Genomic DNA, 18086 nt, shown 5'->3' with positions numbered 1-18086 from the left:
CCGGCTCAGCTGCACTTCAGGCCGGCGGACTGCCAGTTCGAGGGATCCACCATGGTGGTGGAGGCGAACGCCTCCTGGGGGAGGGGCTTGCCGTTCTTGAGCTGGTCGAAGATCGTCTGTACGGCGAGTGCGCCGACCTCCTTGCCGCTGATGAACAGGGAGGCCTTCATGCCGGAGGGCTTGTCGGTGCCCCAGTCCTTGCAGGCGAGGTAGGCTCCGAGGCCCACGCCGGCGATGTCGTTCGGGCTGACGCCCGCGTTCTGCAGGGCGGTGACGCCGCCCTGGACGTTCTCGTCGTTGCAGCCCCAGAGGACCCAGTGCTTGACGCCGTGGTTGGCGGTGATGGTCGCGGCGATCTTGTCCTGGGCGCCGGTGGGGGTGTTGTCGGTGGCCACGTCGATGTTCTGGACACCGGGGATGGCTGTGTTGAAGGCGTCCTTGGCGGCCTGCACACGGTCGCCGCAGACGGTGACGTCCTGCTTCCAGGCGGAGATGACCCGGGTGTCGGCGACGCTCCAGCCGGCCTTCTGGTACTCCGCGGCGGCGCGCTTGCCGACTTCGGCGCCCATCTGCTGGCCGGAGAAGCCGATCCGCGGGACGAGGTTGGCCTTGTCGCATCCGGCCGGGTCGGGACCGGTGGTGCAGATCTGGTCGTCGGAGGTGAGCAGTGCGACCTTGGCGTCCTTGGCGGTCTGTACGACCTGCGGGCCGACGGCCGGGTCCGGCACGACGATGATCAGGCCGTTGCTCTTCTGCGCGATCGCGGACTGGACCTCGCTGACGGTCTTGTTGGCGTCGTTGCCGAGGTTGACGACCTTGAGGTCGACGCCCAGCTCGGCGGCCTTGGCCTTGGCGCCGTTGGCCTCGTCGATGAAGTACTGCTGGTCGCCCTGCTTCTGCAGGTAGGTCAGGGAGATCTTCCCGCTGACCGGGGCGACCGAGGCATCGCCGGCGCCGCCGGAGGTCTGACCGGTCGAACACGCGCTCAGACCGAGAACGACGGCTGCGCCGAGGACAGCGGCGATACCGCGGCTGCGTACGGTGATCATTTGGAGCTCCAAGGGGAGGGTGGGGTTCTTCAGGAAGCCGACCGGCCGGCGGGTCCGTGGCCCGGAACTGCTGCGGCTTCGGCCGCGAGCTGCCTTCTCGCCTGTCGTCCTGGGCTCGAATCCTGGGACCGGGGAACCATCGCTGTCAATATATTTGCATAATTAATCACAAGCGCTACGGTGGTGACGTGACTGAGAAGACCTGTCGAAGATTCCCGGGCCGTGTCGCCCTGATCACCGGTGCCGCCAGCGGCATCGGTGCCGCGACCGCGCAGCGGCTGGCCGCCGAAGGCGCCTCCGTCGTCGCCGTCGACATCGCCGACACGGCCGGTCAGGCCGTCGTCGAGACGATCCGGAGAGGAGGTGGCCAGGCCGAGTACCGGCACGGCGACGTGACCTCCGCCGCGATGTGGGACGAGCTGGCCGCGCATGTGCACAACCGGTACGGGCGGCTGGACGTACTGCACAGCAACGCCTACGCCGTGGTGGTCAAGCCCGCCCACGAGCTGACCGAGGCCGAGTGGGACCTCCAGCTCGCCGTGACGCTCAAGGCGTCCTGGTTGGGGGTCCGGGCCCTCGCCGGTGCCCTGCGGGACAGCGAGGGTTCGGTGGTGCTCACCTCGTCCGTCCACGCACTGGTCGGCCTGCCGGGACATCCCGCGTACGCCGCCGCCAAGGGCGCGCTCTGCGCGATGGGGCGCCAGCTCGCCGTCGAGTACGGCCCGCAGGTGCGGGTCAACACCGTCGTGCCCGGGCCGATCATGACCGCGGCGTGGGACCGGGTGGACGAGGCGGGGCGGGCCGGCAGCGTCGCCGAGACCGTCGCCAAGCGCTTCGGGCGGCCCGAGGAGGTCGCGGCCGCCGTGGCGTTCCTCGCCTCCTCGGACGCTTCCTACGTCACCGGCGTGAACCTGGTGGTCGACGGTGGCTGGTCCGTGGTCAAAGCTTCCTCGTGAACATGCGATATACAGACGTGCGCGCGACCGCCCCGCGCAGAGCGACCGAGGGAGAGCCCCCATGAACCAGCCGGCACGAGGACTGCACGGACAGGCCGTCGAGATCATCGGTGAACGGATCATCCGCGGTACCTACGCCCCGGGCGCCTCGATCTACCCCGACCAGATCGAGCAGGAACTCGGTGTCAGCAAGACTGTCGTGCGCGAGGCGCTGCGAGTACTGGCGTCCAAGGGGCTGATCGGATCCCGCCAGAAGCGCGGCACCTTCGTCAGGCCGCGCTCCGACTGGAACCTGCTGGACAGTGATCTGCTGCGCTGGCAGGGTCTCGGCATCCCCGACGCGACCTTCCTCGACAACCTCGGCGAGGTCCGATCCATCGTCGAGCCGGCCGGTGCCCGGCTGGCCGCCGAGCGCCGTGACGAGGCCGACCTCGCCGCGCTGGAGGACGCACTGGAGCGGATGGCCGCCGCGGGCAGCGACGCCCATGCCGCGGTCGAGGCCGACCTCGCATTCCACCGCGTACTGCTGGCCGCCGCCCACAACGAACTCCTCACCCGGATGGAGGTGGTGATCGAGGCCGGCCTGCGGGTGCGGGACCACATCGTGCACGGCTCGGACCACAGTGCCGACGCCGTCCCCGCCCACCGGGCCGTGCTCGACGCGGTCCGGGCACGGGAGCCGGAGGCGGCCGCCCGCGCCGTCCACGACCTGCTCGCCCAGGCCACCGCCGACCTCCACCACCTGATAGACGATGCCGCTCGGAGAGAGACCCAATGAAGATCACATCGCTGGAGACATTTCTTGTCGGCCCGCGCTGGCTGTTCCTGCGCGTCGCCACCGACGAGGGGATCACCGGCTGGGGCGAGCCCGTCGTCGAGGGCCGCGCCGAGACGGTGCAGGCCGCGGTCCGTGAACTCGCCGACTATCTGGTCGGTGAAGATCCGCTCCGCATCGAGCACCACTGGCAGATCCTGACCAAGGGCGGCTTTTACCGGGGCGGCCCGGTGCTCTCCAGCGCGGTCGCAGGCATCGACCAGGCGCTGTGGGACATCGCGGGCAAGGTGCACGGCGTTCCCGTCCACCAGTTGCTGGGCGGCCACGTCCGTGATCGCGTGCGGGTGTACGCGTGGATCGGTGGCGACAGCCCCTCCGAGGTCGCCGAACTCGCCCAGGCCCAGATCGACGCCGGCTTCACCGCCGTCAAGATGAACGGGTCGGCACAGATGGGCCCCATCGACACCCCGGCCCAGACCCGGGCCGTCGTCGACCGGGTCGCCGCGGTCCGCGAGGTGCTCGGCGACGAACGCGACGTGGCCGTCGACTTCCACGGCCGGATGTCCACCGCCATGTCCAGGCGGCTGCTGCCCCTGCTGGAGCCGTTGCACCCGATGTTCGTCGAGGAGCCGGTACTCCCGGAGCACTCCCGCGACCTGCGCCGCCTCGTCGACTCGACCTCCATCCCGCTGGCCGTGGGCGAACGGCTCTACTCCCGCTCGGACTTCCGCGACGTGCTCGCGACCGGCATCGCCGTCGCCCAGCCCGACCCCTCGCACGCCGGCGGCATCTCCGAGGTCCGGCGCATCGCCGCACTCGCCGAGGTCCACGATGTCGCGATGGCGCCACACTGCCCCCTCGGCCCGATCGCCCTTGCCGCCAACCTCCAACTTGCCTTCGCGATACCGAACTTCCTCATCCAGGAACAGAGCCTCGGGATCCACTACAACCAGGGGAACGACCTCCTGGACTACTTGGTCGACCCCGAGCCCTTCCGCTTCACCGACGGTCACGCCGCCCGGCCCACCGGCCCGGGCCTCGGCATCGAGATCGACGAGGAGGCGGTGCGCCGCGCCGCCGAGACCGGCCACCGCTGGCGCAATCCCGTCTGGTTCCACCAGGACGGGTCGTTCGCGGAATGGTGACCGACCTGCCCGTCGCCGCCCGCACCGATCTGTCGCAAGGCGGCCGGTGGACCTCCCTGCGCGCCGGCGAGCGCGAATGGCTCTGGCACCGCCCGGATCCTGCCCGTACCGGCGTCCTCCCCGGCGACGCCTTCGTCGACGCCGGCGGCCTGGAGGAGTGCATCCCGACGGTGCGCGGCACCCCCGACCACGGAGACGCCTGGTCCCGGCCCTGGCGACGCGAGGGCGACACCGACATCGTGCAGTGCCCGGATTTCGAACTGCGCCGACGCGTGGTCGGCGGCCCCGCCGCGCTGCGCGCCGTGTACGAGCTGCACGCCGAACCGGGATACCGGTTCCTCTGGGCGGCCCACGCACTGCTCGACGTCACACCGGACGCCCGCCTGGCCGCCCCCGAGGCCACCACGACCCGGCTCTTCCCCGAAGCGGCAGAACTGCTGGCACAGCCCTGGCCCGCTGGCGCCCACCACATCACCGGACCATGGCCCGCACCTCACGGCCTGCGCCTGGACCGCCTCGGACCGGACGACGGCACCGCCGTCGGGTCCGTACTCACCGGCTGTGCGAGCGTGACGGTCCTGGACGGCCCCGACACGCTCTCCATGTCCCTGCACACCGACGCCGACGTCCCCGTCTCCGTCGCCCTCTGGCGCAACCTGCGCGGCTTCCCGGCCCCGACACCGTACCGGAGCATCGGCGTCGAGCCCATGCTCGGATCTGTCTTCGACCTCGCCGAGGCAGGGCCCGGCGACGCGGCGACGGTGCCGGCCGGCGGCACCCTGCGCTGGACGCTCGAAATGACCGCGACGAGCACCCGCACCCCGACCGACCCGACCTGACCGACGAGGCCCACCATGAACCTGACCGAACTGCCGCACCGGACGCTGGCCATCGTGCGCGGCACCGACCGTGAAGCGGCGCTGCGCACCGTCCTCACCCTCGCGGAGGAGGGCATCACCGCATCGGAGGTGTCCCTGACCACCCCCGGCGCCCTCTGGGTGATCGAACAGGCCCGCCGTGAACTCGGCTCCCTCGCCACCCTCGGCGCCGGGACGGTCCTGACCGCCGTGGACGCCGCCCGCGCGGCCGACGCGGGTGCGAACTTCCTCGTCACTCCCGGTCTCGGCGAAGACCTGCGCAGCGGTCCGTTGCCCGGGATCCCGGTACTGGTCGGAGCGCTGACACCCAGCGAGGTGATCGCCGCGACCGAGTACGGAGCCCTCGCCGTCAAGCTCTTCCCCGCCTCCCTGGGCGGCCCGGCCTACCTGAAAGCACTGCGGGACCCCTTCCCCGCCGTGCCGTTCGTGCCCGTCGGTGGTGTCGACACCGAGTCCGCGCTCCGCTACCTCGCCGCCGGCGCGGTGGCCGTGGGCGTCGGCTCGCCCCTGGTCGGCGACGCCGCCGACGGTGGCAGCCTGAACGCACTGCGCGAGCGTGTCGCCCACTGGCGCACCGCCCTGACCGAGGAGATCGCGGGATGACAAGCACGACAGGACCTGCGGTCGTCACGGTCGGCGAGACCATGGCCGCCCTGCGCGCCACCGGCCCGGTCCGGCTCGGCGCACCGATGGAGCTCTCCGTCGCCGGCGCCGAGGCCAACGTCGCGATCGGCCTGGCCAGACTCGGCCACCGGGTGGGTTGGGTCGGCAACGTCGGCGACGACGAGTTCGGCGCCCTCGTCCTGCGCACGCTCCGGGCGGAGCAGGTCGACGTCGGCCACGCGCGGGTCGACGCGGACGGCCGGCCGACCGGGCTGCTGGCCCGGGAGGACCGGATCGCCGATCTGGTGAGCGTCGCCTACTACCGCGCGGGATCGGCCGGATCCGCCCTGCGGGCCGAGGACGTCCTGCCGGCGCTGGACCCCGCCGTCCGGATTCTCCACCTGACCGGTATCACGCCCGCCCTGAGCGCCACCGCCGCCGACGCCGTCCGCGCGGCCGCCACCCGGGCCGGCGAACTCGGCATCACCGTCTGCCTCGACGTCAACTACCGGGCCCGCCTGTGGTCGCCGGCCGAGGCGAGGAGGGTCCTGCTGCCGCTGGCCCGGACGGCCGACGTGCTGGTCGCCTCCGCCGACGAACTGCACCTGGTGTCCGACGACCCGGACCTGCCCGAGCGGGAGGCTGTCGCCGCGCTGCTCGCCCAGGGGCGCCGCGAGGTGGTGCTCACCCGCGGCGGCGACGGCGCGAGCGTCGGCAGCGCCGACGGCACCGTCAGCACGCCGGCACGCAGGGTACCCGTGGTCGATGTGGTCGGCGCCGGCGACGCGTTCGTCGCCGGCTACCTCTCCGGCCTGCTCGACGGACTCGACATCGAAGGCCGCCTCCACCGGGCCACCGCCACCGGCGCCTTCGCCGTCACCAGCCGGGGGGACTGGGAAGGCCTGCCCACCCGCCGCGAGCTGGCCCTCCTCGACGCGCCCGCCGGCACCACCCTGCGCTAGCCCCCGGAGGTCCCGATGTCCTTCTCCAACCAGTCGTACGCCGATGTCTGGGCCGACAGCGACCACGAACTCGGCGAAGGCGCCCGCTGGATCGACGGGCGGCTCGTGTACGTCGACATCCTCGCCGGCCGCCTCCTCGAAGTCCCCGATCTGCCCGGCCCGCGAACCCCACGTGAGATCGCCCGCGTCGACGTTCCCCTGGGCGCGGTGGCTCCGGTCAGCGGACGCCCGGGACACTGGATCGCCGCGGCCGGCACCGGTATCGCCCTGCTCGGCCCGGACGGAAGCCTGGACTGGCTCGCCCGCCCCGAGGACCGGTCGCCGGTCCGGACCAGGATGAACGACGGTGTCTGCGACCCGCACGGTCGCTTCTGGGCCGGCAGCATGGCCTACGACGGCACCCCGGGCGCCGGATCCCTCTACCGGACCGACCCCGACGGCTCCGTCCACCGGGTCCTCGACGGCCTGACCATCGTCAACGGCCCGGCCTTCGACCCCAGCGGTGACGTCCTCTACGTCGCCGACAGTGCGGCGGGCGTGATCCACCGATGCACCCTCGACCCCGACGGCAACCCGGACGGTCGCGAGGAGTTCGCCCGCGTGGGCGCCGGTGGTGCTCCGGACGGAATGACCGTGGACACCGACGGCTGCCTGTGGGTGGCGATCTGGGGACACGGAGCCGTCCACCGCTACCATCCCGGCGGTGCCCTGCTGGGTACCGTGCGCCTGCCCACTCCCCAGCCCACCTCCGTCTGCCTGACCCCGTCCGGCGGGAGCCTCTTCGTCACCACCGCCCGGTACGGCCTCAGCCAGCCCGGCGGGCAGGACGGGTCCGTGCTCCGGGTGCCCGCCCAGGCCGCGGCTCCGGCCGCCCGCGCCTACCGGCAGGAATAGGACTCAGGGCCTCCCCGGCGGGCTCCCGGGGCGCGATCGCGTGCTTCAGCCGCTGTGCGCGGGTTCCTCGTCCCGGACCATGGATTCCGGCGGGTCGACCGTTGCGGCCGCCCGCCAGGCGATCGAGCAGCGGGCGGGCCAGTGCCCCCACACCCCTTCCGGGATGTGGGGGCGGTCTCGGGCGGGAGCGGTCGGGCACGGGCCGTCGGGTGTGCGTGGTGGTGGATTCAGGTGAGAACGCACCAGACGGTCTTGCCGGTGGTGGTGGGGCGGGCTCCCCAGAGGGTGGCGAGTGCGTCCAGGAGTTCGGTGCCGCGTCCGCCTTCGTCGTCGGGGTCGGCGGTCCTGGGGGTCGGGGGCAGGGGGTCGGGGTCGCTGACGGCGATGGTCAGGTCGTGGCCGTCCCAGTTCATGTCCAGGCGGGCGCCGCGGGGGGTGTCCGCGGCGGTGGTGTGCCGCAGGGCGTTGCTGAGCAGTTCGGTGGCCAGCAGCGCCGCCGAGTCGATCAGGTCCTCGGTGCAGCCGCAGGACTCCAGTGCCTCGGTGAGGCGGCAGCGCAGGGTGCGGATGCCGGCGAGGTGGTGGGTGCTGAGGGTCAGGTCCGACCGGGAGGGGCAGGTCGCGGTGGGCCGGGGCAGTACGGCTGTGCTGGTCATCGGGACTCCCGCGGTCGGATCTGTCGGGTGATGTCTTCACCCTCGCCGCTCCGGGCGCCGGGCACAGCCGTGGTACTACCTGTTCGGCTACCCGTATGCCGTCCGGGGAGTACGTAGTGCCCTCCCGCCGCTCGGCCTGGAAGTCGGCTCCGCTGCTGCCGTTGATCACTCCGAACGGCCACAGCGGCTCCAGACCGACGTTATCCACGTTCCTGGCGCCGCCCTCGGGCCGGACAACGCCGGATGAAGGGGCGGGCGGGGGCCCGCCCCTTCGGGACGCCGCCTTCACGAGGCGGTGTCAGAGCGTTGTCAGGCGGATGCGCGGAGCATCCCTACGGCAGGGTCCACTTCTGGTTGAACCCGCCGTTGCAGTCCCAGATGTCCAGCTGGGTCCCGTTGGTGGCGGTGCCACGGGGATCGTCGAGGCAGCGTCCGGACTGCGTGCCCTTCAGGGTGCCGTCGGGCTGCGGGGTCCACTGCTGGTTGGCGCCGCCGTTGCAGTCCCACAGGTCGACGAGGGTCCCGTTCGCGGTGCCGCGGCCGGTGACGTCCAGGCACTTGCCGTTGACCTGCAGGGTGCCGTTGGTGAAGGTCCACTTCTGGGCGTTGGTTCCGTTGCAGTCCCAGATCTGGATCTTGGTGCCGTTCACGGTCGAGCTCTTGTCGTCGTCGACGCACTTGCCGGCCACGCCCGAGGTGATCGGGCCGGTGTGGGAGGACGCCGTGCCGGCGGTGAGCGCGAACTTGTCGAACTGCTCGGTCTGGTAGCCGGTGACGCCGAGGCCGGCCCGGCCGCTGGTGTAGGTGGTGTCGGTGGCGGTGCCCACGGTCGTACCGTCGATGGCCGCGGTGAGCGTGGAGCCCTCCATCTTCAGGGCGAGGCTGTGCCAGGTGTTGGTCCCCGGTGCCGTCACCGTCCCGGAGGCCAGGGACGTCCAGGCCCACTGGGTGCCCTCCGGTGCCCTGGGGACGGTGTCGCTGCGCTGGATGGACCACGCACCGGTGTTCGAAAGCTGCAGGTGGTAGGCGTTCAGGCCCTGGTTGTTCTTGGCCTGCTGGCCGATGCGGCCCAGTACCTCGACCGTTCCGGCCTGTTCGAACAGGGCGTCCGTGCCGACCGTGTAGTTGCTCCAGCTGCCGTCGCCCATGAAGGTGTAGGGCGCGTGGTAGTTCTCGTGGGTCCAGTTGATCGGCTGGGTGGGCGCCATCTGGCGCAGGCAGGTGCCCGTGCGCCCGCCGCCGCAGGCGGTCTTCGCGAAGGCGCCGTTCATGTCGGCGAAGTACTTGGGCGAGGTGCTGGCGGTCGCGGTCTCGAAGGTGTCGGAGTACGGCAGCGCGAGCGCGGACGCCGCCGGGGGAGTCGTGTTGCCCTTGCCCTGGCCGGTGGTCGTCGTGACCGTGTAGAGGTAGCCGGGCTGCAGGGTCAGCGTGTAGGTGCCGTTGACCGGGGTGACGTCGGGGGCCTGGACGAAGTGGTCGGCGGTGTTCGAGGACTTCAGGTTCGTCGCCCAGAGGTGCACCTTGCCGGTGGACAGGCCGCCGCTGACGGTGAACGTCGCGCTCTGCGCGGCGGTGGCGTCCATCGTCTCGATGACGGTGCTGTAGTCGGTGTTGTTGGTCGACTTCAGCGTGACGTAGCTGCCGTTCACCCGGTCGCCGCCGAGGTAGCCGCTCGCCGAGTCGATGTAGTGCCAGCCGGGCTTGGTGAACTGGGTGGTGTGTGCGGTGGCCCAGGTGGTCCTGCCGATCTGGTAGTTCCCCGACCAGGGCTGGGCGGCGATGGACATGCCGTCGGTGGAGAAGTACTGGTTCGGGTACAGGGCGGCAATGACCGGCCAGTTGATGTAGGAGGTCATCCTGCCGTCGATGTAACCGCGGTTGATCGCGCGGGCGGCCGCGGCCGCTCCGGTGTTGGCGTCCTGGGAGCCGTTCTCGCTGGCCCACAGCGGCTTGCCGAGGGCCTGCGCGGCGGGGGTGCTGTTGCACGTGGCGCCGCTGCTGAGGTACCCGCAGACGTAGTGGGCCCCGACGATGTCGACCGCCGCCTTGAACGCGGGATCCTTCGCCATGTCGTCGGCGATGCCCCAGTCGCCGTCGGCCGCGACCACCTTGGTGGCGGCGTGGCCGTTCGTGTTCAGCGCGGACCGGAAGTTCTCGTACCAGGCCTTGTCGTAGCCGCGCTCGTTCCAGCCGCCGACGTAGTCGATCGACAGGTCGTGCTGCGCGGCGCAGCCGAACCAGGACATCAGGTAGTCGATCATGTCCTGGGACCAGAAGTTCCCGCCGCCGATCCAGCCCGGCGCGCCCCAGGCGAGGGCGGCGAGCTTGATGTCGGGGTTGCGTGCCTTGGCCTGCTCGGCGAGCCACCACTCGTAGCCCTGGTTGCAGTCCACGGCCCCACGGGTGTGCTGGAAGCTGGCCTCGGCGCCGTCGGTCGAGTTGGTGTCACCACCGATCTCGATCTTCAGGACCTGGAGCGACGCACCGTAGCCGGGCTTGAACAGGTAGTCGAGCAGCTCACTGCGCTGCGGCTCGGGGTAGTCGATCAGCAGGCGGGAGTTGCCACCGCCGCCGGAAATCGCCCCGACGCCGTCGAAGGTCAGCCCCGGCTTGCTGCCGTCTAGCGTGATCGACGTCGTGGTGGCCGCCTGCGCGGCGGTCGGCAGGACCAGACCGATCATCGTGGCGAGTGCGGCGAGTACCGCACCGACAGTCGCTGCTGGGAGAGCGGGACGGCGCTCTCGGCGGGTGGGCATGGGTGTCTCCTTGGGTTCGATCGGTGGCTGCGACCCCGGCGCGCCGGCTCCGGCAGGAGCGCGCATCAGACGGCCCCGCGGCGACGGTCCCCCACGACCGCCGCCGCGGCGACCACCGTCGCCCGCTCGCCACTCGCCGCCTCGTGGCGCGCAGTGGGAGGTGTGCTGGAGGCGTGGCCGGGCCGTCCAGCACTGGCGACAGACACCGTCGACACCCCTGGGCGAGCTTCGTTGCTCCCCCGACCGACGTGTCCGACGGACCGGAATCCGGATGGCCAGAACGGTAGGCAGCGAGGTCCGGCGGGTCAACGGCGTGAGAGCGAATGACCAGGCGGATGAATTCAGCAGCGGTTCAGGGGCTCAGCACATTGACGGTCGGGTGAACCACGGAAGACCCCGTTCCCGTCGTGCTGGTCGGGCGACGTGGCAGTTCACTGAGGGCGGTCAACGAGAGCGTCTGCACACATCACGAGGCTGGGGCGTACGAAGCCGTCCCGACCCCGGCCGGCAGGCCGGGGTCGGGACGGGGAAGGTGCGCCGCGCGGCCCGGAGGCCTCTGATCGATCCATGGGCAATGGCGGATCATAAGAGCAAGTAGGCATAGAATTGCTCATTCGATACTAAAGTCTTGACTATGATCTGGCCGTGCCACAGGATGACGGCACACTGAACCAGAGGCAACCGCGTCGGAGCCCCAACCACCCCCCGTCCCAGACCAGTTCACCCCCGGGCTGCCCCGCGGCAGTGTGACCTCCTCTTCCGTGTCCGGGCTGCGGGCAGATTCCTCCGGCCGCCGTGCCCGGATCCCCCTCACGACGATCGACAAGGAGATCCGCGTGCGCTCCTCCAGGCTCACCGCATCACTCGCCACCGTGATGGTGGCCGCTTCGACGGTGATCGCCACCGTAGGGACGTCGCCGGCAGTGGCCGTGACGGTGCCGGGCAACATCGCCGACCACACGCTGCAGGCCACTCCGCCGATGGTCGTCCGCCCGGGATCCTGGCGGGAGACCAACGAGACCCTGGTGAAGCAGGACGCCGACGCGCTGGTGTCCACCGGACTGGCCGCGAAGGGCTGGAACGTCGTCGCCGTCGACGACGACTGGATGATCAAGTCCAACGGCCAGGACTGGGACGGCACCCAGATCGTGTCCTCCGCCCAGAAGGGCCGTGACCTCGACGGCAACATCATCACCGCGCCCAGCAAGTACCCGAGCGGCATCAAGTCGGTCATCGACTACGTCCACAGCAAGGGCCTCAAGTTCGGCATCTACAACGACGCCGGGACCCTGACCTGCGACGGCGGCGCCGGTAGCTACGGCCACTTCGCGCAGGATGCGAACTACTTCGCCAGCCTGGGCGTCGACTACATCAAGTCGGACTACTGCTACAACTACGACAACACCTCCAACGGCTGGCCGCTGACGACGGACCACGACGCCGACATCGCGGTGGCGGCCTACCAGGAATTCGCCCGGGCGATCAAGGCGGCGAACGCCTCGTACGGCACCCACATGGTGCTCAACGCCTCCGCACCGGCCTACTTCAACTGGCACAGCGACGCCACCGGCACCGACGCCTACAAGAAGGTCGTGGCCGGCATGCAGACCAGCGCGCAGGCCTGGCGCGCCGGCGTGGACACCGGTGGTACGTGGAGTGCCAGCCTCAGCCAACTCGACCAGGGTGAGGGCGCCCGCCAGTTCGCGAAGGCCGGGCACTTCAACGACCTGGACCAGCTCAGCTTCGGCAAGGGCACCATGACCAGGGCGCAGGAGCAGGCGCAGTTCACCATGTGGGCGATGGTCGACTCACCGCTGAACATGAAGCTCAAGGGCACCGCCGCCTTCACCGCGAACATCGTGGCCGACGCCGGCAACACCGACGTCATCGCGGTCAGCCAGGACCGCCTCGGCGTCCAGGGCCGGCGCATCTCCACCAGCGCCGACGCGGACGTCTACGTCAAGCCGCTGGCCAACGGCGACTTCGCCGTCACCCTGCTGAACAAGAACACCACCACCGCCCGGACCATCAGCACCACCGGCTCCGCGATCGGCACCTCGGCCACCGGCCTCACCCTCAAGGACCTGTGGACGAAGGCGACCACCTCCAGCACCGGAACCATCTCCGCGACCGTTCCCGCCGGCAGCGCCGTGATCTACCGGGTGACCCCGGGCAGCACCTTCACCGGCTGGACCAAGGCCCGCAACGCCACCGCGATCAGCGACGAGGACGCGGTGACCGCCGGCTGCTTCGACCGGGTGTGCGACAGCTACTCCGCAGACCGGCTCGCCGCCGCCGGCGCCCACCGCGGTGACGTCCTCAGCTTCGGCGGCAGCGCCTTCCAGTGGCCCGGCGTCGGCTCCGGCGAGCCCGACAGCATCGTCGCCAAGGGCCAGACCATCACCCACGTGGTCGGCAACAAGCTGGCTTTCCTCGGCTCCTCCAGCGGCGGTGACACCTCCGGCACGCTGACGATCAACTACACCGACGGCACGAGCAGCACCGCCACCCTGGGCTTCCCCAACTGGGTCACCTCGAACCCGACCGCCTTCGGCTGCTCCACGGCCGTCGACACGACCGGCCGCAACGCCCCCACCGGTCCCGACCAGCCCAGCACCCACTACGTGGTCTCCTATTGCCCGATCACCGTCACGGCGGGCAAGACCATCAAGTCCTTCACCCTGCCCGACAAGCCGGCACTCCACATCTTCTCCGTCAACGCCAGCTGACATCAGATGCTTCTCCGGGAGCGGCCCGTCCCAGCCGACGGGCCGCCCCCGCCCGTCGTGCGTGCCCGCTGCGCCGTGCCTTCACCGTGCCGTGCACCGTGCTGACGATCGCGACTGACCGATCGCGGCCTCACGCCCCCGTGCCCGGCTCCAGACCTCATGTTGTCGGGAAGAGCGGCCACGAAGGCCCTGTGTGCTTCGCCGAGGGCGTCATCGATCCGGGGCGTGTCAGTGTCTTGGCTCTGTCCCGTAATCGGTGGTAACCAACGGTGACGACTGTCGTTGGCATGGTGTGCGTGATGTCAACGAGCTTGTGCGTGTGGTGTTTTCTGGGCTCTCTGCGCTGGTCGTCGAGGGTGTGACGGACGAGGGCGAGGTCATTCGGGTGTCGGCGCGGACCCGGGACGATCCGGTGCCGTGTCCCGCGTGCGGGACGCCGACAGGGCGGGTGCACGGTTTCCACGGGCGGAGGGTCTCGGACGTGCCGGTGGACGGACGGCGGGTCGTCGTCTCGGTGAGGTTGCGGCGCTTGGTCTGCCCGGTGCTCGGCTGCCGGCGGCAGACGTTCCGTGAGCAGGTTCCCGGCGTCGTGGAGCGCTACCAGCGGCGGACTGGTCGCCTGGCTGATCAACTCGCTTCCGTGGTGAAGGAGTTAGCGGGCCGGGCGGGCGCCCGCCTCTCCCGTGTACTGGCCTGCGCGGTCTCCCGCTCGACCGCCCTGCGCATGCTCATGTGCCGGGCGGTGCCGCTGCTGCGCGTCCCGCGTGTGCTCGGTATCGACGACTTCGCCCTCAAGCGCCGGTCCCGCTACGCGACCGTGATCATCGACGCCGAGACCGGCGAGCGGATCGACGTCCTGCCCGACCGCACCACCCGGACCCTGGTGGCGTGGCTGCGTGCGCATCCCGGAGCCGAGTACGTCTGCCGCGACGGCTCCGCCTCCTACGGCGAGGCGATCCGCCAGGCCCTGCCCGACGCGGTGCAGGTCAGCGACAGGTGGCACCTCTGGTCCAACCTGTGCGGCAAGGTCCTGGCCGAGGTCCGCTCCCACGCCGTCTGCTGGGCCAGCACCGTGAACCCCGCACGTCCCGGGGGCGTCCGCGAGCAGACCACCCGCGAGCGTTGGCAGCAGGTCCACACCCTGCTCGGCCAGGGCGTCGGCCTGCTCGAATGCGCCCGCCGCCTCGACGTCGCCCTGAACACCGTCAAACGGTACGCCCGCATGAAGGAGCCCACCGCAGAGCGCCGCGCACCCCGCTACAAGCCCACCCTCGTCGACCCCTACCGCGACCACCTGCGTCGGCGCCGAAGCGAGGACCCCGCGGTGCCCGTCACCCACCTCCTGCGCGAGATCAAGGAGCTGGGCTACACCGGCAGCGCGAACCTCCTGGTCCGCTACCTCACCCAGGGCCGCGCCGAGGGCGACAGGCCGGTCACCACCCCGCAGCGTTTCGCCCGCCTCCTGCTCACCCGCCCGGAGAACCTGCGCGACAAGGACGCCGTACTGCTGCGGGAACTCACCGAAGCCTGCCCGGAGATGAACGAACTCGCCCGTCTGACCGGAGAGTTCGCAAAGCTGCTGACCCCGGCCGAAGGCAATGACGCCAAGCTCACCGACTGGATCACCATCGTGCGCGCCACCGACCTGCCCCACCTGCACAGCTTCTGCAACGGCCTCGAACTCGACCGGGCCGCCGTCGACGCCGGCCTCACCCTCCCGTACCACAACGGCCGCACCGAGGGCGTCAACACCCGAACCAAGCGGATCATGAGGCAGATGCACGGCCGGGCCGGGTTCCCCCTCCTCCGCCACCGCATCCTCCTCCAGTGACCACTACACAGCGCTACCACCGATTACGGGACAGAGCCAGTGTCTTTGTGTAAGTCGGTTGGTGTCATCGGATGCTGAGCCGGTCCTCGAAGAACAGTGAGAACTGGTTCAGCGCTTCCTTCCAGTGTGCGGCGACGTGATTGGCGTCGCGTGCTTTGGGGTTGATCTGTTCCCTGACGGCGAGGTAGAGCACCTTCAGGGCAGCCTGCTCCGACGGGAAATGGCCACGGTTGCGGGTGGCCTTCCGAAGCCGGGAGTTGATCGACTCCACCATGTTCGTGGAGTAGACGACCTTCCTTATGGCGGGTGGGAAGGCCAGGTAGGGCGTGAACTCGCTCCAGGCCGCCCGCCAGGTGCGGACCACGGCCGGGTAGCGGGCCGCGAGCTCGGAGTCCGCGAACTCGGCCAGGGCCAGTTCGGCCGCCTGCTCGGTGGGTGCGGTGTAGATCGCCCGCAGGGCCGGCACCAGTGCGGGGTGGTCCTTGCCCGAGGTGAGCCGCAGGGATGCGCGGATCAGGTGGATCACGCATGTTTGGACCGTGGCCTTGGGCCAGGTCGCGGTGACCGCGTCGGGCAGGCCCTTCAGGCCGTCGCAGGCCACGATGCACACGTCCTCGACGCCGCGGTTGCGCAGTTCGGACAGCACGGCCATCCACGTGGTGGCACCTTCGCCCTCGGCTCCCACCCACAGGCCCAGGACGTCTTTGCGGCCGTCCATGTCCACGCCGACGGCCACGTAGACCGGCTTCGACGTCACCGACCCGGAGCGGATCTTCACCCACAGCGCGTCGATGTAGATGATCGGCCAGACCGCGTCCAGCGGTCGGCTCTGCCAGGCGGCCAGCTCGTCGACCACAGCGTCGGTGACCTTGCTGATCAGGTCCGCGCTGACCTCGACCCCGTAGATCTGAGCCAGGTGCGAGCGGATGTCGCGCACGCTCATCCCGCGCGCGTACAGCGACAGGATCCGCTCGTTGAACCCTGCCAGCCGACGGGTGTTCCGGGGCACGAGACGGGGCTCGAAGTCCCCGTTGCGGTCCCGGGGCACCGCCACCGTCACCGCGCCGACGTCCGTCAGCACGGTCTTGGGCGAGGTTCCGTTGCGGGAGTTGCCCGAGCCCCGGCCCGCCGGGTCGTGCTTCTCGTAGCCCAGGTGCTCGGTCATCTCCGCCTCCAGAGCGCGTTCCAACACCGCCCTGGTGATCTCGGTGAGCAGCCCGCCGTCGCCGAGCAGGGCCGCCCCGGAGGCGTCAGCACTGTCCATCAGCCGCTCGACGACCTCGTCGACCAGCGCGTCCCCGGCCGGTGCAACAACCGGTTCAATCTTGTCCGTCATCACTCGTCCGTTCCGCCTGGTCAGGGCCCGGACACCGAGCCCCGGCCAGACTTCCACATCACGGACTTACACGAAGTTTCGGACACGCTCTCGATCCGGGCGAATGGCCAGTTGGCAGCGTGTGCCACAAGGGGGCGGGTCTTCCGGAATGTGCCGTCCGGAGCTGTTCCGTTCATCGTTGGCCGGTCCACCACGTGAAGTTCCGGGCCGCGTGGTGCTCCTGGTCGGGCTGCGCGTACCGGCCGTTGCTTCGGTGGGCAGTAGAGGCAGGGTGACGTGGACCTCCAGGCCCCCGTCGGGGTTCGGGCGGGCGGTGACGGTCCCGGCATGGATCTGGGCGATGGAGCGGACGATGGACAGGCCCAGTCCGGCGCCCTGGGTGGAGCCGGTGCGCGCGGTGACGCCTCGCCGGAAGGGCTCGAACAGCTCGGGGAGGGTGTCTGCGGGCACGTAGGGTCCGCTGTTGTGGACGACCAGTCCACCGTGCGGGGATGTGCGGATCTGCAGCGCGCCGCCGCGGTGGTTGTGTCGGATCGCGTTCTGGACCAGGTTGGTCACGAGGTGGGTGAGCAGGACCGGGTTGCCCAGGACACTGACCGGGTGCAGGTCCAGGTCGACCGTGACGCCGGAGGCGGTCGCGGCGGACTCATGTTGGCGGGCCACCTCGGCGGCCACTTCGTCCAGCGCGACGGGTTCGCGGTGGGTGAGCCCTTGTTCGCCCTGGGCGAGGAGCAGCAGTCCGTCGATGAGGCGTTCGGCACGGCGGTTGGCGTCGAGGAGCTGCTGCCTGACCGTGTTGAGGCTGTCGGGTGAGGGGGAGGTGTCGGCGAGACCGATCTGGATGGCGGCGCGTTGGATGGTCAGGGGGGTGCGTAGTTCGTGGGAGGCGTTGGCGATGAAGCGCCGCTGACTGGAGAAGGCGTTGTGCAGCCGGTCAAGGAGGTCGTCGAAGGTGTCGGCGAGTTCCTTGAACTCGTCGCGGGGGCCGGTGAGGGCGATCCGTTCGTGCAGGTTCTCCCAGGACAGCCGCCGGGCGGTCGTGGTGATCGCGTGGACCGGTCGCAGGACGTGCCCGGCCATCCACCAGCCCAGCAGCATAGCGAGGAGCACCAGCAGGGCGAGTGCGATGCCGGAGACGGTCAGTAGCTCCTGCAGCATTTCGTGCCTGTATCGCGCGATGGCGTCGGTCACCGCCTCCGGCACGATGTTCGGCGGCTGCACGGCCGACTGCCGCCATTCCCCGGGCAGCGAGGGGAGCGGTCCGACGACGGGGGGTCGGGAGCCGAGCGGTGTGCCTGCTTCGGTTCCGACGGACACGGTCCTAGCAATGGCCGTGCGCTGCTGGAACCACAGGTAGATGACGGTGATCAGTAGCGTGCCGGCGAGGAAGAACAGTCCGCCGTACAGGGCGGTCAGGCGGACCCGTACGGTCGGCAGCAGGCGGCGTACCTTCCTGGGGTGGTCGGCCTGGACGGGCGGGTGGACGGGGTCGGGGTGCACGGGGTCGGGGTGCACG

Annotated in this window: 14 protein-coding genes; 9 read left to right on the top strand and 5 right to left on the bottom strand. The window is 70.4% G+C overall.

The features are described from left to right. Window positions 1-5: 5 nt before the first annotated feature. The gene (locus OG689_RS03535; protein WP_266317536.1) at window positions 6-1049 is read right to left on the bottom strand and encodes a substrate-binding domain-containing protein; all 1044 of its coding nucleotides are present in this window, start codon (window positions 1047-1049) and stop codon (window positions 6-8) included. A 188-nt stretch (window positions 1050-1237) separates the two neighbouring features. Here OG689_RS03535 and OG689_RS03530 point away from each other — a divergent pair, with 188 nt between their 5' ends. The 7 genes from OG689_RS03530 (at window position 1238) to OG689_RS03500 (ending at window position 7262) form a co-directional block, all read left to right on the top strand. Beyond that, window positions 1238-2005: an SDR family NAD(P)-dependent oxidoreductase gene (locus OG689_RS03530; protein WP_266317529.1), complete on the top strand. Its 768-nt coding sequence runs from the start codon at window positions 1238-1240 to the stop codon at window positions 2003-2005. A gap of 61 nt (window positions 2006-2066) precedes the next feature. Continuing rightward, window positions 2067-2783, top strand: coding sequence for a FadR/GntR family transcriptional regulator (locus OG689_RS03525; RefSeq protein ID WP_266317522.1), 717 nt, complete (start codon window positions 2067-2069; stop codon window positions 2781-2783). Next, window positions 2780-3925, top strand: coding sequence for a galactonate dehydratase (gene dgoD, locus OG689_RS03520; RefSeq protein ID WP_266317514.1), 1146 nt, complete (start codon window positions 2780-2782; stop codon window positions 3923-3925). The genes OG689_RS03525 and dgoD overlap by 4 nt, the downstream gene beginning before the upstream one ends. Continuing rightward, on the top strand, window positions 3919-4764 hold the full coding sequence (locus OG689_RS03515) for a hypothetical protein (RefSeq protein WP_266317506.1): 846 nt from the start codon (window positions 3919-3921) through the stop codon (window positions 4762-4764). Before dgoD ends, OG689_RS03515 begins: the two co-directional genes overlap by 7 nt. Before the next feature lie 15 nt (window positions 4765-4779). Continuing rightward, a complete protein-coding gene (locus OG689_RS03510; protein WP_266317500.1) occupies window positions 4780-5406 on the top strand; it encodes a bifunctional 4-hydroxy-2-oxoglutarate aldolase/2-dehydro-3-deoxy-phosphogluconate aldolase in 627 nt (208 codons plus the stop codon). Continuing rightward, window positions 5403-6368: a sugar kinase gene (locus tag OG689_RS03505; protein ID WP_266317495.1), complete on the top strand. Its 966-nt coding sequence runs from the start codon at window positions 5403-5405 to the stop codon at window positions 6366-6368. The genes OG689_RS03510 and OG689_RS03505 overlap by 4 nt, the downstream gene beginning before the upstream one ends. Window positions 6369-6383: 15 nt before the next feature. Further along, the gene (locus tag OG689_RS03500; RefSeq protein WP_266317490.1) at window positions 6384-7262 is read left to right on the top strand and encodes an SMP-30/gluconolactonase/LRE family protein; all 879 of its coding nucleotides are present in this window, start codon (window positions 6384-6386) and stop codon (window positions 7260-7262) included. A 227-nt stretch (window positions 7263-7489) separates the two neighbouring features. Here the strand turns inward: OG689_RS03500 and OG689_RS03495 are convergent, their stop codons facing one another. Together OG689_RS03495 and OG689_RS03490 are read right to left on the bottom strand one after the other, a co-directional pair. Further along, on the bottom strand, window positions 7490-7918 hold the full coding sequence (locus tag OG689_RS03495; RefSeq protein WP_266317486.1) for an ATP-binding protein: 429 nt from the start codon (window positions 7916-7918) through the stop codon (window positions 7490-7492). Between the two features lie 332 nt (window positions 7919-8250). Continuing rightward, entirely contained in the window at window positions 8251-10674 is a 2424-nt protein-coding gene (locus OG689_RS03490) for a ricin-type beta-trefoil lectin domain protein (protein ID WP_266317479.1), read from the bottom strand. Window positions 10675-11510: 836 nt separating this feature from the next. Here OG689_RS03490 and OG689_RS03485 point away from each other — a divergent pair. Next, a complete protein-coding gene (locus tag OG689_RS03485) occupies window positions 11511-13403 on the top strand; it encodes a glycoside hydrolase family 27 protein (protein ID WP_266317475.1) in 1893 nt (630 codons plus the stop codon). 322 nt (window positions 13404-13725) lie between these two features. Further along, entirely contained in the window at window positions 13726-15234 is a 1509-nt protein-coding gene (locus OG689_RS03480) for an ISL3 family transposase (RefSeq protein ID WP_266326828.1), read from the top strand. A 64-nt stretch (window positions 15235-15298) separates the two neighbouring features. Here OG689_RS03480 and OG689_RS03475 read toward each other — a convergent pair whose 3' ends face one another. Then, the gene (locus OG689_RS03475; RefSeq protein WP_266317470.1) at window positions 15299-16570 is read right to left on the bottom strand and encodes an IS256 family transposase; all 1272 of its coding nucleotides are present in this window, start codon (window positions 16568-16570) and stop codon (window positions 15299-15301) included. A gap of 66 nt (window positions 16571-16636) precedes the next feature. Continuing rightward, window positions 16637-18085 carry a HAMP domain-containing sensor histidine kinase gene (locus OG689_RS03470; RefSeq protein WP_266317467.1) on the bottom strand — a complete coding sequence of 483 codons (1449 nt, stop codon included), beginning with the start codon at window positions 18083-18085 and terminating at the stop codon, window positions 16637-16639. Window position 18086 lies beyond the last annotated feature (1 nt).

The organism is Kitasatospora sp. NBC_00240, assembly GCF_026342405.1.
Lineage (GTDB): Bacteria > Actinomycetota > Actinomycetes > Streptomycetales > Streptomycetaceae > Kitasatospora.
The sequence above is the reverse complement of the archived record's forward strand: the minus strand, read 5'-3'. Positions and strand labels throughout refer to the sequence as shown.

Bases quoted from the DNA above. Each gene is read 5' to 3' on its own strand.
- OG689_RS03535 (WP_266317536.1), bottom strand. From the start codon at position 1,049: ATGATCACCGTACGCAGCCGCGGTATCGCCGCTGTCCTCGGCGCAGCC.
- OG689_RS03525 (WP_266317522.1), top strand. From the start codon at position 2,067: ATGAACCAGCCGGCACGAGGACTGCACGGACAGGCCGTCGAGATCATC.
- dgoD (WP_266317514.1), top strand. From the start codon at position 2,780: ATGAAGATCACATCGCTGGAGACATTTCTTGTCGGCCCGCGCTGGCTG.
- OG689_RS03515 (WP_266317506.1), top strand. From the start codon at position 3,919: ATGGTGACCGACCTGCCCGTCGCCGCCCGCACCGATCTGTCGCAAGGC.
- OG689_RS03510 (WP_266317500.1), top strand. From the start codon at position 4,780: ATGAACCTGACCGAACTGCCGCACCGGACGCTGGCCATCGTGCGCGGC.
- OG689_RS03505 (WP_266317495.1), top strand. From the start codon at position 5,403: ATGACAAGCACGACAGGACCTGCGGTCGTCACGGTCGGCGAGACCATG.
- OG689_RS03500 (WP_266317490.1), top strand. From the start codon at position 6,384: ATGTCCTTCTCCAACCAGTCGTACGCCGATGTCTGGGCCGACAGCGAC.
- OG689_RS03495 (WP_266317486.1), bottom strand. From the start codon at position 7,918: ATGACCAGCACAGCCGTACTGCCCCGGCCCACCGCGACCTGCCCCTCC.
- OG689_RS03490 (WP_266317479.1), bottom strand. From the start codon at position 10,674: ATGCCCACCCGCCGAGAGCGCCGTCCCGCTCTCCCAGCAGCGACTGTC.
- OG689_RS03475 (WP_266317470.1), bottom strand. From the start codon at position 16,570: ATGACGGACAAGATTGAACCGGTTGTTGCACCGGCCGGGGACGCGCTG.